Source organism: Promicromonospora vindobonensis, from assembly GCF_042685865.1.
Lineage (GTDB): Bacteria > Actinomycetota > Actinomycetes > Actinomycetales > Cellulomonadaceae > Promicromonospora > Promicromonospora vindobonensis.
Genome location: NZ_JBHUOG010000002.1, coordinates 3,454,750 through 3,469,167, shown reverse-complemented (window position 1 = coordinate 3,469,167; position 14,418 = coordinate 3,454,750). Strand labels below are relative to the sequence as shown.

The 14,418-nt window shown below is 71.7% G+C and carries 15 protein-coding genes; 11 read left to right on the top strand and 4 right to left on the bottom strand.

Features of this window, described 5'->3' with window-relative positions; genetic code table 11:
- The first annotated feature begins 146 nt into the window (after positions 1-146).
- Positions 147-1,382: an NAD(P)/FAD-dependent oxidoreductase gene (locus ACFS27_RS28650; protein ID WP_377190676.1), complete on the top strand. Its 1,236-nt coding sequence runs from the start codon at positions 147-149 to the stop codon at positions 1,380-1,382.
- 19 nt (positions 1,383-1,401) lie between these two features.
- Here ACFS27_RS28650 and ACFS27_RS28645 read toward each other — a convergent pair whose 3' ends face one another.
- Positions 1,402-2,154 carry a TetR/AcrR family transcriptional regulator gene (locus ACFS27_RS28645; RefSeq protein WP_377190674.1) on the bottom strand — a complete coding sequence of 251 codons (753 nt, stop codon included), beginning with the start codon at positions 2,152-2,154 and terminating at the stop codon, positions 1,402-1,404.
- Between the two features lie 103 nt (positions 2,155-2,257).
- On the opposite strand from ACFS27_RS28645, the gene ACFS27_RS28640 reads away from it, so the two are divergent.
- From ACFS27_RS28640 to ACFS27_RS28620, 5 genes are all read left to right on the top strand, one after another.
- Positions 2,258-2,755 carry a nitroreductase family deazaflavin-dependent oxidoreductase gene (locus tag ACFS27_RS28640; protein WP_377190672.1) on the top strand — a complete coding sequence of 166 codons (498 nt, stop codon included), beginning with the start codon at positions 2,258-2,260 and terminating at the stop codon, positions 2,753-2,755.
- Positions 2,752-3,723, top strand: a complete 972-nt coding sequence (locus tag ACFS27_RS28635; protein ID WP_377190670.1) for an NAD(P)-dependent alcohol dehydrogenase — start codon at positions 2,752-2,754, stop codon at positions 3,721-3,723. The genes ACFS27_RS28640 and ACFS27_RS28635 overlap by 4 nt, the downstream gene beginning before the upstream one ends.
- A 106-nt stretch (positions 3,724-3,829) precedes the next feature.
- Complete coding sequence (locus ACFS27_RS28630; RefSeq protein ID WP_377190668.1) at positions 3,830-4,498, top strand: ThuA domain-containing protein; 669 nt, start codon at positions 3,830-3,832, stop codon at positions 4,496-4,498.
- A gap of 23 nt (positions 4,499-4,521) precedes the next feature.
- Positions 4,522-4,671, top strand: coding sequence for a hypothetical protein (locus ACFS27_RS28625; RefSeq protein ID WP_377190666.1), 150 nt, complete (start codon positions 4,522-4,524; stop codon positions 4,669-4,671).
- A gap of 45 nt (positions 4,672-4,716) precedes the next feature.
- Positions 4,717-5,460 carry a VOC family protein gene (locus tag ACFS27_RS28620; protein WP_377190664.1) on the top strand — a complete coding sequence of 248 codons (744 nt, stop codon included), beginning with the start codon at positions 4,717-4,719 and terminating at the stop codon, positions 5,458-5,460.
- 41 nt (positions 5,461-5,501) lie between these two features.
- On the opposite strand, the gene ACFS27_RS28615 is transcribed toward ACFS27_RS28620, so the two are convergent.
- Positions 5,502-5,981: a tRNA (cytidine(34)-2'-O)-methyltransferase gene (locus ACFS27_RS28615; RefSeq protein ID WP_377191217.1), complete on the bottom strand. Its 480-nt coding sequence runs from the start codon at positions 5,979-5,981 to the stop codon at positions 5,502-5,504.
- Between the two features lie 280 nt (positions 5,982-6,261).
- On the opposite strand from ACFS27_RS28615, the gene trpS reads away from it, so the two are divergent.
- A complete protein-coding gene (gene trpS / locus ACFS27_RS28610; RefSeq protein WP_377190662.1) occupies positions 6,262-7,395 on the top strand; it encodes a tryptophan--tRNA ligase in 1,134 nt (377 codons plus the stop codon).
- 121 nt (positions 7,396-7,516) lie between these two features.
- On the opposite strand, the gene ACFS27_RS28605 is transcribed toward trpS, so the two are convergent.
- Entirely contained in the window at positions 7,517-9,448 is a 1,932-nt protein-coding gene (locus ACFS27_RS28605) for a phosphoenolpyruvate carboxykinase (GTP) (RefSeq protein WP_377190660.1), read from the bottom strand.
- Positions 9,449-9,623: 175 nt separating this feature from the next.
- Here ACFS27_RS28605 and ACFS27_RS28600 point away from each other — a divergent pair, with 175 nt between their 5' ends.
- The 3 genes from ACFS27_RS28600 to ACFS27_RS28590 all read left to right on the top strand — a co-directional run bounded on the left by ACFS27_RS28600 (position 9,624) and on the right by ACFS27_RS28590 (position 12,631).
- Complete coding sequence (locus tag ACFS27_RS28600) at positions 9,624-11,111, top strand: helix-turn-helix domain-containing protein (protein WP_377190658.1); 1,488 nt, start codon at positions 9,624-9,626, stop codon at positions 11,109-11,111.
- Positions 11,112-11,155: 44 nt separating this feature from the next.
- Positions 11,156-11,833, top strand: a complete 678-nt coding sequence (locus tag ACFS27_RS28595; RefSeq protein WP_377190656.1) for a hypothetical protein — start codon at positions 11,156-11,158, stop codon at positions 11,831-11,833.
- A 144-nt stretch (positions 11,834-11,977) separates the two neighbouring features.
- Entirely contained in the window at positions 11,978-12,631 is a 654-nt protein-coding gene (locus ACFS27_RS28590) for an ANTAR domain-containing protein (protein WP_377190654.1), read from the top strand.
- Between the two features lie 92 nt (positions 12,632-12,723).
- Here the strand turns inward: ACFS27_RS28590 and ACFS27_RS28585 are convergent, their stop codons facing one another.
- Entirely contained in the window at positions 12,724-14,022 is a 1,299-nt protein-coding gene (locus ACFS27_RS28585) for an alpha/beta fold hydrolase (RefSeq protein WP_377190652.1), read from the bottom strand.
- 147 nt (positions 14,023-14,169) lie between these two features.
- On the opposite strand from ACFS27_RS28585, the gene ACFS27_RS28580 reads away from it, so the two are divergent.
- Positions 14,170-14,418, top strand: coding sequence for a HepT-like ribonuclease domain-containing protein (locus ACFS27_RS28580; RefSeq protein ID WP_377190650.1), 249 nt, complete (start codon positions 14,170-14,172; stop codon positions 14,416-14,418).

Genomic DNA, 14,418 nt, shown 5'->3' with positions numbered 1-14,418 from the left:
TCGGGCGGCGGATCCACACCCCTCGTTTCACCGCACTTCACTGCGTTGTCGCGCCGAATCGATCCGCGGGGCGGACGATGAAGGTATCCGCCGCTCGACGGGGAGGGGTCCTGCAAGGTACTGCCCTGAAATGAAGGAGCACGAGCGTGCCCGAAACGAAGACCGCTACAGTCGTCGGCGCCGGCATGGTCGGCCTCGCCACCGCCTGGCACCTGCAAGAACGTGGTGTTGAGGTGACGGTCCTCGACCGGCGCGGCGTTGCGTCCGGAGCGTCCTGGGGCAATGCCGGCTGGCTCACCCCTGGCATGGCGATGCCGCTGGCCGACCCCGCGCTCTGGGCCTACGGCCCGAAGGCGATGCTCGACCCCGACGCCGCCCTCAGCGTCCCGTTCCGGTTCGACCGCGCCCTCTGGGGCTTCCTCGTGCGGTTCATGTCGCACGCGACGCCCGGCGAGTGGCGGCGTGCGATGGCCGCCCTCACTCCGATCGACCGGCTCGCGCTCGAGGCGTACGACGAGCTGGAGGCCGGCGGCGTGCACGCGACGTCGTACGCGAGCCGCTGGGTGGTCGGGTTCGAGCGGGAGCGGGAGTCGCGCCCGTTCGTGCACGAGCTGCGCGGAGTGGCGAAGGCAGGCCAGGAGATCCGGCTCTCGCGGGTGCCCGACGGCGTCCGCGTGCCGCACCTCTCCCGAGCCGTCCGGTCGACCTGGACGCTGGAGGGGCAGCGGTACATCGAGCCGGGCCCGTACACGCAGGCGCTCGCGACGTCGGTCAGCGCGCGAGGTGCGAAGGTGCTGACGGATGCCCGCGTCGACGACGTCCGCCCGGTGCCAGGGGGCATCGAGATCGCGGTGCACGGCCAGGGCCGGATGACGTCCGACTCGGTGGTGCTCGCGACGGGCGCGTGGCTTCCCGGCCTGGCCGAGCAGTTCGGCGTGCGGACCAAGGTGCAGGCAGGGCGTGGCTACTCGTTCAGCGTGCCGGTGGAGGGGCCGCCGATCGACCACCCGGTGTACTTCCCGGCCCGGCGCGTGGCGTGCACGCCGTACCAGGGGCGGCTGCGGATCGCCGGGACCATGGAGTTCCGCGGGCCGGACGAGCCCTTCCAGGAGGGGCGCGTCCGGGCGATGGTGAACTCGGTCCGCGGGCTCTTCGACGGGGTCGACCTGGACTCCCGGGAGGACGAGTGGGTAGGTTCCCGGCCGGTGACGCCCGACGGGTTGCCGCTCGTGGGCCGGACGGCCGCGCCAGGCGTCTACGTGGCCGGCGGCCATGGCATGTGGGGCATGGTGCTCGGCCCGGCGACGGGCAGGGCGCTGGCGGAGATGATCACCACCGGGCAGACGCCGGAGGAGATCCGGCCGTTCGACCCGCTCAGGTAGTCCGCTGAGGTAGCGCCGGTCAGTGCTGCTCGCGCTCGGCCAGCCGGTCGAGCCCGTCGAGGACGAGGTCAAGACCGAACTCGAACTCGGTCTGGTCGTCGCACCAGCCGAGCGTGGAGTCGGCACCCTCGTGCCCGACCGCGGCCAGCATCTCGACCATGTGGGGCAGCTCGTCGGCCATCTGCGCGAGCATCGCGGTGGCGGCGTCGTCGGCACCGTCCGTGGTCCCTCCGCCGGGTCCGGAACCTGCCGTGGCGCCGTCCGGCTCGAAGAGCTCCTGCGAGAACCCGAGCGCGCGGCTGCCCAGGGCGTGCATGGCGTGGTGGACCAGGTCGTAGGAGAAGCCGCCGCGCCGCATCAGGCCGATCAGTGAGTCGTAGTACCGCACGACGTGCAGGCTGAACGACTTCCGGGTCTCGAGGACCGTCGACGCCCAGGGGTGGCGGAGCAGTACCGCACGCGCCGCGAGGATCTGCCGGCGCATCGCCGGCTTCCACGCGGACGGTGGCGCGTCGTCGGGGAGGGCTTCCAGCCGGCCGACGGCGTCCTGGATCTCGGCCGCGACGACGTCGACCACGCCGTCGAGCAGGTCCTCCTTGTTGGCGACGTGGTGGTAGAGCGACATCGCCTCGATCCCCAGCTCCTTGGCCAGGCTCCGCATGGTGAGCGCCCCGAGGCCGTCGCGGTCGGCCAGCGCGACCGCGGAATCGAGCACCCGGGCGCGGGTCAGGGCGCTCCGCGGTGCTGTGCCTGTCGCCCGGGGTGAAGTCATGATGTCGCGATCCTACGTCGCTCAGACCCTTGACGGGCCTGGGTCCCGGGCCTACCTTACGGTGTAAGGCTCACGTCGTGAGCCTCCTCAGGAAGGTGACGTCATGTGGGTCTGGATCCTCTGGGTGCTCGCAGGGCTGCTGGTGGTAGGGCTCGGCGGGTTCCTCGCGCTCGTGGTCATCATGCGTACCAAGAACCGGCGTGGCCTCCTGCTCGTCCGCAGGTTCGGCCGGCGGTTCGGCCGCCCCGTCGAGATGCGCACCGCGGGGGAGCCTGGCGCGTCCGCCGCGGTGATCCGGCACGTCGGCCGGCGGTCGGGCGCGCCGTACGCGACGCCGATCGGGGTGTACCCGCTGGGCGACGACTTCCTCGTCTATCTCCCGTACGGAACCGAGGTGGACTGGCTGCGGAACGTCCTCGCCGCGGGCTCCGCGGAGCTGCGGACCGAGGGGCGTACGCACGTGGTGGCGCCACGGGTCGTCGAGCCGGCCGAGGCGCTGCCCCACCTGTCCGCGGCGGACCGTCGCGTCGCGCGCCTCTTCGGCGTCACCGACTTCCTCGTGCTGGAGCGGGCTCCGGTCGCCTCGGGAGGCACCCCGTGAGGGCGGTGGTGCGGGCCGGGTACGGTCCGGTCGACGTCCTGCGGGTGGCCGCGCTCGCCCGGCCGGCCCCTGGTCCGGGCGAGGCGGTGGTCCGGATCGGTGCCGCCTCGCTGAACATGGGGGACCTCGATCATGTGCTCGGACGCCCCCGCCTCGCACGGATAGGGACCGGGCTGTTCCGGCCGACCCACTCCCGGGTGGGGGTCGACGTCGCAGGGACCGTCGAGGAGGTCGGGCCGGACGTGACCGGCCTCCGGCGGGGCGACCGCGTCTGGGCCGACCTGTTCGAGGTCGGGCACGGTGCGCTGGCCGACCAGGTGAGCGCCCCGGCGTCGGCCCTCTCGCCGCTGCCGGACGCGGTGCCGTTCGACGCCGCCGCCACCGTGCCGCACTCGGGGTCGCTCGCGCTGCAGGGGCTGCGGGCCGCCGGACCGATCCGGCCGGGTGAGCGCGTGCTGGTGAACGGGGCCGGCGGCTGCGTCGGACCGTTCGCCGTGCAGATCGCGAAGGCTCGCGGAGCCGTGGTCACCGCCGTCGACCACGGGGACAAGCTCGACCTGCTCCGCGAGCTCGGCGCGGACGACGTCATCGACTACACCCGCGAGGACTTCACGCGGGGCGACGGGAGGTTCGACGTGATCCTCGACATCGCCGACACCCGGTCCGTCCTGGCGCTCCGCCGTGCCCTGGCCCCGGGCGGACGGTACGCGCTCATCGCCCGGCGGCTCGGCTCGTTCGCGGAGAAGGCGCTGCTCGGCCCGGTGGTCGGCCGGCTGACCGGCAACCGGATCGGCGTCTTCCCCTGGCGCCCGAACCAGCGGGCCGACCTGGACGAGCTGGCCGCGCTCCTGGTCGCTGGCGACGTCGTGCCGCGGATCGACCGGCGGTACGGCCTCGACGAGGTGGTCGAGGCGTTCCGCCGCCTCGAGTCGGGAAAGGCGCGGGGCAAGGTGCTGATGGTGCCGTAGTCGCTGTTCGAGAACGCGATCATGCACGCTTCGAGACGTTGGACGTGCATGATCGCGTTCTCGAGGCGGGCTGAACTGAGCAGGCAGCCCGTGGCAGGATCGCATCGTGACGACGAAGCGCATCCTCATCCTGGCCGGCCGTGGACGTTACGAGGACCCCTGGCACGACCACGCGGCGACGTCGCACGTGGTTGCCGGCATCCTCGGTGAGCTCGGCGCGGTGGAGGTGCGCGGGCTCTTCCGGCACGCGCTGGACGACCTCGACTCCGTGGACCTGCTGGTCGTCAACGGGGGATCGGGCCGCCGCGACGCGGACTTCGACGGCTCCGACGACGACTGGCTCGGCTTTCACACCCGGCTGGCGGGCTGGGCGCGGGCCGGGGGCGCCGTGCTCGGGCTGCACCAGGCGGCGAACACCTTCTACGACGCCCCCGACTGGTCTGCCGTGCTCGGCGGGCGATGGGTGCCCGGCGAGTCGATGCACCCCCCGATCGGCCAGGCGCGGTTCGAGCTCGCCGACAGTCACCCGGTCACGGACGGGCTGGGCGCCGTCGAGGCCTTCGACGAGCGTTACTGCCGCCTCAGGGTCGCCCCGGGAGCGCGGGTCCTCGGCACCACCCTGGACGACGACGGCGCCGAGCAGCCCGTCGTGTGGGTCAACGAGGCGCACGGCGGTCGCAGCGTGTACTCGGCGCTGGGCCACGACGTTCGCTCGTTCGCGGCGGGAGGCCACCGGGAGCTGCTGCGCCGGTCGGCGTCCTGGCTGCTCTCATGACACTGTCCGAAGGTGACGGTTCGATGAGCACCAGGTTCTCCACCGGGCAGGTGCTGAGCTTCCTCGAGCTGACCGACACGCTCACGCTGGAGGCAGAACAGGCGATCGTGGAGTGGTACGACTCGGGTGAAGCCGAGATGTGGGACGTGACTGTGGCCGTCGGGATCTCCTGATCCACGCTTGACCTCAACCGGCGTTGAGGTTGTTGGCTGGGGCGCATGGAGATCATGAGCGTCGACACGGTGACCCGGTCGACGGCGGAGACCGCCGCGTACTACGAGTCGGTCCTCGGGCTCCCGGTGCGCAAAGAGATCGGTGCGGTGGAGGTTGCCGTCGGGCGCTCGGTCATCCGGTTCCGGGAGGACCCGGGCGCCGAGGGCGACCAGCACTACGCCTTCCTCGTCGACGACTCGCGGTTCGACGCGGCCAGGGCCTTCCTCGCAGAGGGCCCCGGGCTGCTCGGCGACGGCGACCGCACCGAGTTCGAGTCGCAGGCGGCCTGGAACGCGCGGTCCCTCTACTTCCCGGGCCCCGACCGGTCGGTGCTGGAAGTCATCGCGCGCCGCGATCTCCCCCAGACGCTGAGCGCCAGGCACGCGAGGGGTGCGAAGGCCTCGAACCCGCGTGTGCCTGGTGTTCAGCCCACCCCGTTCCGGCCCGGCGACCTGCTCTCCGTGAGCGAGGTGGGTATCGCGGTGCCCGACGTCGTCGGTACCGCCGACCGCCTCACCGACGCGGGCATCGGCCGCTACCCGGACGGCTCGGAGACGTTCACTCCGGCTGGGCACATCGACGGCATGCTCATCCTGGTGCGGCCGGGCCGCACCTGGTTCCCGACGTCGGACCGCGTGGTGGGCGAACCGCCCGTCACGGTGATCGCGCAGGCCGGAGCCGCGAGCCCCGGTGCGGTGGCCGGGAGATATCAGCTTGCGCCGGGCCGCGTGCTCGTCGTCCGGTCGTAGGTCAGAGCCATGGTCTCAGTACCACTTCTGCGGTCGCTATCTCACGCGCCCTCGGCGAACCCTGCCTGGCGCCACACCTCGTACACGGCGACCGACGCCGCGTTGGTCAGGTTGAGCGACCGCCGCCCGGGCAGCATCGGGATCCGCAGCTCGCCGGTGACACGCGGGTGGGCGAGCGCCTCCGGCGGCAGCCCCGTGGGCTCCGGGCCGAACAGCAGCACGTCGCCCGGCCGGTACTCGACGTCGGTGAAGCGCGTGGTCGCGCGCGTGGTGAACGCGAAGACCCGGGCCTCCGGCAAGGCGTCGAGCGCCGTGTCGAGCGACGGGTGCACGTCCATGACGGCGAGGTCGTGGTAGTCGAGGCCCGCGCGCTTCAGCTTGGCCTCCGACAGGTCGAAGCCCAGCGGCTCCACCAGGTGCAGCCGGGCGCCGGTGACCGCCGCGAGCCGGATCGCGGACCCGGTGTTACCGGGGATGCGGGGCTCGAAGTAGACGATGTGGGCGAGCGGGGACTCGGACAGCGCGGAGGCGTCGGGCTGGTGCGGCACGGGTCCATTCTCGCTGCCCGACGGCGGGCGCGTGACGACACGGCCACGCTCGAGCGTCGAAGCGGTCCTTGCCCGGCGTCGAGCGGCCACATAGCCTGAGCGCATGACGCACGGGCTCAGCTGGTGGCGGCTGCACACGCAGCCGTGACCTGACGCGCCCACCCGCACAGACGTCCCGAGCTGCTCACCGCAGCCCGGGACTTTTCTGTGCCCGACGCCGTCCGCGGGCAGCTCCCTGACGAAGGAGACCCACATGTCCGTCACCACCACGCCCGAGGCGACCACACCGCCGTCGGGCACCTCCAGCGGGCCGGCCAGCACGACTCGCTCCGCCGCCGCGGCCCGCGAACGCACCGCCGAGCTGGAGCAGCTGATCGCCCAGAACCCGGGGGAGTACCGCGTCCTGACCGGGGACCGGCCCACGGGGGCGCTGCACCTCGGCCACCTGCTCGGCACCGTGGCCAACCGCGTGCGTCTGCAGAACCTCGGAGTCGAGGTGTTCCTCATCATCGCCGACTACCAGGTCATCACCGACCGGGACGACGCAGGCGACCTGCCCGCCACCGTCCGCGAGGTGCTGCTCGACTACCTCGCGGCCGGCCTGGACCCCGAGCGCAGCACCGTCTTCACGCACTCGGCGGTTCCGGCCCTGAACCAGCTGCTGCTGCCGTTCCTGTCGCTGGTCACCGTGGCCGAGCTGGAGCGCAACCCCACGGTCAAGGCCGAGGCGGCCGCCTCGGCCGAACGAGGCGGTCGCGGGATGAGCGGCCTGCTGTTCACCTACCCGGTGCATCAGGCAGCGGACATCCTGTTCTGCCACGGCAACCTCGTGCCGGTCGGCGAGGACCAGCTGCCGCACCTCGAAGCCACGCGTACCGTGGCCCGCCGGTTCAACCAGCGCTACTCGGCGGTGCAGCCGTACTTCCCGGAGCCGGACGCGCTCATCGCACGGTCCCCGACCATCCTGGGCAGCGACGGGGGCAAGATGTCGAAGACCCGAGGCAACGCGCTGGAGCTGCGCGCTACCGAGGACGAGACCGTGGCGTTCTTTCGGCGCGCGAGGACCGACGCCGACCGCACGATCACCTACGAGCCCGAGCGGCGGCCCGAGATCGCGAACCTGCTCCAGATCGGCGCGCACTTCACCGGAGGCTCTCCCCAGGCGCTCGCCGACGAGGTGGGCTCGGCCGGAGCGGGTCGGCTCAAGACCCTCGTCAGCGAGGCCGTGGTCGAGGGTCTGCGCCCGCTCCGTGACCGACGCGCGGAGCTCGCCTCCGCCGGACCTCGCTACCTCGCGGAGGTGCTGGCCAGCGGTAACGCGCGAGCGAACGAGATAGCCGACCGCACCCTCGACGACGTCCGCGGCCTGATGGGCATGCGGTACTGACAGCGGGCAGAAGTGATCCCCGGCCGGGATGCCTCAATAACCCGGCCGGGGAACGTGGTTCGGACGGCCGACGGCGCGACGGGGTAGCCACCCGGGAGTGTCGCGCGTCAGCCGTCCGAAGTCAGCGGGCCAGGCGCTCCTTGAGAGCGTCCAGCTGGGCGCGCAGCGCGTCCGGGGTGTGGTCGCCGAACCGTGCGAAGAACTCGTCGGTCAGCGCGGCCTCGGCCAGCCACGGCTCGGTGGGGACGTCGAAGAGGGCGGCCAGGTCGGCCTCCGACACGTCGATGCCGTCCAGGTTCAGCGTGCCCGGCGCGGGCAGGTTGCCCACCGGTGACGTGACGGAGGTGTCGGCGCGCAGACCGCGGCCGGCCTCGACCTGGCCGACGATCCACTCGATGACCCGCGAGTTCTCGCCGAAGCCCGGCCAGAGGAAGCGGCCGTCCTCGCCCTTGCGGAACCAGTTGACCTGGAAGATCCGCGGACGCTTCGACTCCTCGATGCCGGCGCCGACCTCCAGCCAGTGCGCCCAGTGGTCGGCCATGTTGTAGCCGCAGAACGGGAGCATCGCGAAGGGGTCCCTGCGCAGCTCGCCGAGCGCGCCCTCGGCCGCGGCAGTGCGCTCCGACGAGATCGTCGCGCCCATGAACACGCCGTGCTCCCAGCCGAACGACTGGGCCACGAGCGGCACGTTGGTGGCGCGGCGGCCGCCGAACACGATGGCGTCGACCGGCACGCCGGCCGGGTCCTCCCAGGTGTCCGCGATGGTCGGGCACTGGGCCGCGGACACCGTGAAGCGGGAGTTCGGGTGGGCGGCCGGCTTGTCGGAGGCGGGCGTCCAGTCGTTGCCCTGCCAGTCGATGAGGTGCTCCGGCGCCTCGGGCGTCAAGCCCTCCCACCAGACGTCGCCGTCGTCCGTCAGGGCGACGTTCGTGAAGATGGTGTCGCGGTCGAACGTGGCAACGGCCGTCGGGTTGGTGTCGATGCCGGTACCCGGCGCCACGCCGAAGAAGCCCGCCTCCGGGTTGATGGCGCGCAGGGTGCCGTCGGGTCCGGGGCGCATCCACACGATGTCGTCGCCGAGGGTCTCGACCTTCCAGCCCGGAATCGTGGGCTGCAGCATCGCGAGGTTGGTCTTGCCGCAGGCGCTCGGGAAGGCGGCGGCAAGGTGGTACTGCCGCTGCTCGGGTGACGTGATGCGGATGAGCAGCATGTGCTCGGCGAGCCAGCCTTCGTCGCGCGCCATCGCCGAGGCGATCCGCAGCGCGAAGCACTTCTTGCCCAGCAGGGCGTTGCCGCCGTAGCCGGAGCCGTACGACCAGATCTCGCGGCTCTCCGGGAAGTGCACGATGTACTTGGTGTCATTGCACGGCCAGGCGACGTCGGCCTCGCCGTCAGCCAGCGGGGCGCCGACGGAGTGCACGGCGGGGACCCACGGCTGCCCTGCGTCGATCAGCCCGAGGATCTCGTCCGACACCCGTGTCATGACGTGCATCGAGACGACGACGTACGGCGAGTCGGTGATCTCGATGCCCACCTGTGAGATCGGGCCGCCGACCGGACCCATCGAGAACGGCACCACGTACATGGTGCGGCCCTTCATCGAGCCCTCGAAGACGCCCTCCAGCTCGGTGCGCATCTCGGCGGGGGCCACCCAGTTGTTGGTGGGGCCGGCATCCTCCTCGGCCTGCGAGCAGATGAAGGTGCGCGACTCGACGCGCGCGACGTCGGCGGGATTGGAGCGGGCCAGGTACGAGCCAGGGCGCTTCTCCTGGTTCAGCTCGACGAGCGTGCCTGCTGCCAGCATCTGGTCGATGAGGCGCTGCTTCTCGTCGGCGGAACCGTCGCACCAGACGATCTCGTCGGGCTGCGTGAGCTCGGCGACACCGGCCACCCAGGCGCGCACGTCGTGCTCTACGACCGGCGGCGCGGCCTGCGCGGTCGCCTCGGACGACGCGGTGGAGCCCTGGCCGGTCGTCAGGTCGGAGACGAGCTCGGCGACGAGCCGGGTACGGCGGGGGTTCGCGAGGACGGACATGTGCGCTCCGATCGTCATGCGGCAGGCCACGGTAGCGGGCTTGTTTCCACTCTGGGGGGTGGATCTGTCCGATTTCCAGTCGATGGCCTGTCAAGAAACGCCGATCTTCACGTAGTGTGAAGTAGCGGGTTCCTGTTGGCCCATCCCGGGTGTCTTCGGGTGGCAGCCATCACACGAATGGACGGAGGACGACGTGCCGAGCTCGAGCGAGGCGACATCGCGCGGCGAGACCGACCCGATCACCCTGGGGCGCCGCATCCGGCACCTGCGCACCACGCAAGGGCTCACCCTCGACGCGCTCGGTGAGAAGGTGGGTTCGGCGCCGAGCCTCCTGTCCCTCGTGGAGAACGGGCGGCGCGAACCGCGCCTCGGCCTCCTGCGCTCCATCGCCGAGGCGCTCGGCGTGCCGATGAGCGAGCTGCTCAGCGCGGAGCCGCCGTCGCGCCGTGCGGCCCTGGAGATCGCACTCGACCGGGCGCAGCGCGGACCGCTGTTCACCACGCTCGGGGTACCCGCCGTCAAGCCCAGCCAGAAGCTGCCGATGCCGGTGCTGGAGCAGCTCGTCGGCCTGCACGAGGAGCTCGCCCGGCGCGAGCAGCTGGCCATCGCCACCCCGGAGGAGGCGCGGCGCGCCAATACCGAGCTGCGCTTGGAGCGCGAGGCCCGCGACAACCACTACCCGCAGTTCGAAGCCGTGGCCGAACAGCTGGTCAAGGCCGCCGGGTACACGGGCGGCGCCCTCACCCACCGCACGGTGGCGCGGATGGCGGAGCAGATGGGCTTCACCCTGCTGCACGTGGACGACCTTCCCCGGTCCGCACGCTCGGTGACCGACCTGCACAACGGCCGGATCTACCTGCCCCCTGCGTCGACCCCTGGCGGCCACGGGCTCCGGTCGCTGGCGCTGCAGGCGCTCGCGCACCGGGTGCTCGAGCACGACCGGCCGCGCTCCTACGGCGAGTTCCTGCGCCAGCGCGTCGAGATCACGTACTTCGCCGCCGCCTGCCTCGCGCCGCAGTTCGTGGCCGTGCCGTTCCTGGAGGCGCGCAAGCGGGAGCGCGACCTCGCGGTCGAGGACTTCCGCGACGCGTTCGGCATCACGCACGAGGCCGCCGCCATGCGGCTCACGAACCTCGCCACGCATCACCTCGGCATCCCGCTCCACTTCCTGCGGGTGGGGGCCGACGGCGCGCTCTTCCGCGGCTACGCGAACGACGGTCTGCCGTTCCCGCAGGACGTCACGGGCGCCATCGAGGGGCAGCTGATCTGCCGGCGATGGGCGGCGCGCGAGGCCTTCGAGCGGCGCGACCGGGCCACCGAGTTCTACCAGTACACCGACACGCCGGCAGGGACCTTCTGGTGCTCCACCCAGACGGGCTCCATGTCGCCGTCGGGCGGGCCGGACGGCGGGTCGGGTGCGTTCTCGATCACGGTCGGCGTGCCCTACGCCCATGCCAAGTGGTTCCGCGGGCGCGACTCCCAGGTGCGCCGCAGCTCCGGCTGCCCCGACCCGGCGTGCTGCCAGCGCCCGGCTCCGGAGCTCACGGACCGCTGGGCGGGCGAGGCCTGGCCGTCCGGACGCATGCACCAGCAGATTCTCGCTGCCCTGCCGCGCGGTGCCTTTCCTGGCGTGGACGATGCCGAGGTGTACGCGTTCCTGGACAAGCACGCGCCCGAGTAGACCCCGGCTGCTGCCGTCTGCCGGACGGGTTAGCGTAGTCAACCGTGGCATCGAACCTGGCTTGTATCGGACTGGACGTCTGGCGACGTAGCGACTTTCGCGACATGGTGGCGGCAGCGCGCTCCGAGGCGGAGACCATCGCGAAGGACGGCGAGGTCGGCGTCCACATCTGGACCGACGTGTCCGGCGCCCGGCTGATCATCACCACGGAGGGCGACCTGGTCCGGGTTGTCACGCCCACGTTCTACGCCGCGCCCGGCGCCGTCATCTCCGAGCCGCAGGCGGTCGACGGCGGGCTCGTGCTCGCCGAGCTCGTGAACGACGAGGACGAGGTCATCACCGAGATCGCCTGCCAGCTCGAGGAGCTCGCGCTGCTCGGTTCGGCCGCACCGCCCGTCGAGGGCCCGGTGTCGATCGTCGTCCTGGGCAACTCCACCCAGGTGATCGGGCGGGCCGACGGCGTGGCGCCCGACCTGGTCTTCGAGCCCACCGGGGCCTATGCCCTGTCGACCGACGCCGTCGCGCACCTGACCGGCGTCGTGCTCGCGATCGAGGAGCGCGCCGTCGGCCGGACCGGCCAGGCCTTCACTGCCGCGCGGGTGCAGACCGACGGCTTCCAGGTCACGCTCTGCGTCCCGGAGGGCAAGCCGGTCCTGGCCGCCGGCGACGTCGTCGAGGTGGACGGCTACGTGGTCGCCTCCATCCCGGCCCTGCGCGTCTGAGCCGGTCCCGTCGCTACGTGGCCGATGTTCACGTACCGTGAAGTGACCTGGGGCGGCTCGCCGCCCGTTCCCGCCGGCACGGCTGGACGCGTCGACATGCTGGGCTGCTCGACCTGACACGGCTGGCCAGAAATGGACGAGGTCGTGCACTTCTCGAACTATCCGTACGAGTTCGCCGTCCGGGCCGCCACGCTGCTCAGCCCCGGCCTCGAGGTCAGTATCACGATGCGCGAGCACGGCCTTGCCATCCGCGCAGGCAGCAACAGCGAGGCGTCCGGCCGCTGTGACCGGGTCGAGGCGCTCACCGGTGTCGGACCATGCATCGATGCCATGGACGAGCTCCACGCGCAGGTGGTCCCGGCCATCGTCGAGGAGGCCCGCTGGGCGGCGTGGAGGGAGCAGGCACTCCAGGAGGGGTTCAGGTCGGCGGTCGCCGTCCCCGCTCTCGTGGAGCCCGGCGTCTCGATCGCCCTGAACCTGTACTCCCGTCTGGTCGACCCCTGGACGCCACAGCTGCTCACCGCAGCCGACTCCTACGCACAGCTGACGGCGTCGGCGGTCCGGCTGCGCCTCGAGGTCGCGAAGCTCGAGGACCACACGGTCGGCCTGTATCGCAAGATGTCGGACTCCATCGTGACCGAGCGCGCAGTCGGCGCGATCATGCACACCAACCAGTGCGACGAGAGCCAGGCCCGGCAGATCCTCAAGTCCGCCTCGCAGCACCGTAACGTCGAGGCGCGAGAGGTCGCCGAGACCGTCCTGCGGGCACTGGTGTTCGGTGGTGAGAAGGAAACGTAGGACCGTGGCCGGGTGCCGCTGGTGGTGGCGGAGGTCTGGCTGATGCGCAGGCGCCCCGGCCGCCGCCGTCGGGCAGCCGGGGCGGTGGTCCGCTAGTCCCGCAGCGGGCCGCCCCGCGCGTCCAGGCGCTCCAGCAGCTTCGCCAGGACGTCGCCGAGGCGCAGGCCGTCGTGCTCGAACTCGTTGGTGACCCAGGGTGCGACGTTGCCCACGTGCGCCGCCGTCTCCAGCGAGAGCGACGAGTCCACGAACATGTCGTCGAAGTACACCGCCGCCTCGACCGGGACCTGGTTCTCCGCGAGGCGGTGCAGGTCGTACAGGTCGGGCCAGTCCTGCCTTGCCGCGAGGGCGTCGGCGGCAGCCTCGAACGGCCGCAGGGCGCTGATCTCGGCGAACATCCAGGGGTAGATCATCTCGCCGGTCATCAGCAGCGGCCGCGCGGCCTCGGCGAACGCCGGGTCGGCGTCGCGCACGGACTGGGCGGCCCACGCCGTCGGGCCGGTGTGGGACTGGGCGTAGACCGACTCGTGGAGCAGCGCGTACAGGGGGTTGGTCGCGAAGGACGTCTCGGCCGCGACCGTGGCGAGGAAGGTGTCGCTCAGCGGGCCGCCGTGCGGTGAGTCGAACGCCTCGTCGACGACCCAGTGCACCCTGTCGAAGCCGGGTTGCATGCCGAAGTCCATGCCGAGGGTCTGGAACCGGCGGGTGGTGAGGATGTCGCCGCCCGGCGCGGTCACCTCGCCGGTCGAGAGGCGGTCGGCGATCCGGCCGAGCGTCTTCACCGCGTGCGGGTAGCGAGCACGGAACCGCTCGTTCTTTGCGACCACCCGCGGCTGGGTGCGCTCGTACACCTCCCGGGCCGATGCCGTCAGGCCGGGCAGGCCGCCGGTGACGAGGCTCGCGTTCAGACCCTCCGGCGCGAACGACAGGTAGGTCATGGTGATGAACCCGCCGTACGACTGGCCGAGGGAGGTCCAGCGCCGGCCGTCGAAAAGGGTCTTCCGGACGTGCTCCGCGTCGCGCACGATGTTGTCCGCGCGGAAATGGCTCAGGTACTCGGCCTGCGCCGCGGGCGTGCCGATGGCGTTCAGCGTGCCGCCGCGGACGGCGGTGGACCGCCCGGTGCCGCGCTGGTCCAGCAGGACCACGCGGAAGCGCTTCAGGGCGGTGCCGACCCAGCCCTCCGGGCCTGTCGGGCGCGGGCTCTTGCCGCCAGGGCCGCCCTGCAGGAACACGAGGAGCGGCAGGTCCTCGGTGCGGCGCGCGGGATCCACGAGCTCGCGGGCGAACACGGTGATCGTGGGTGAACCGTCGGGCTGGGACCAGTCCAGCGGGACGTCGACGGAGTGGTCGGTGACATGGACCCCGGGGAGGGTGTAGCTGATGGGCACGGGCTCACGCTATCGGTGCTCTGCTGGGCAGCGCCGCCCGGCATGCTGATCACAAGTCGACATAATCTCGGCTATGGGTGACTACGGGACCTCGCTCGCTTCGGGGAACAAGCGCATCAGCTGGTCTCCGAGGGGCATGAGGCCTACATGGCTCAAACATTCGACGGAGAGCGGAGCAGGGGTTTCGGCGAGCACATCGTCCTGAACATCGGGACGGTGGCCGAGCGACTTCCGGACTGGTTCAAGGAGCAGCATCCTGACGTCGGCTGGCCGGCCCTCAAGGGCATCCGGAACCTGATCGCCCACGTCCACGACGGTGTTGACGACGAGCTCGTGTGGCGTGCACTGGAGAAGCGCGTGCCCCGGATGGTCGCGCAGCTGGTCCCCGACGACTGA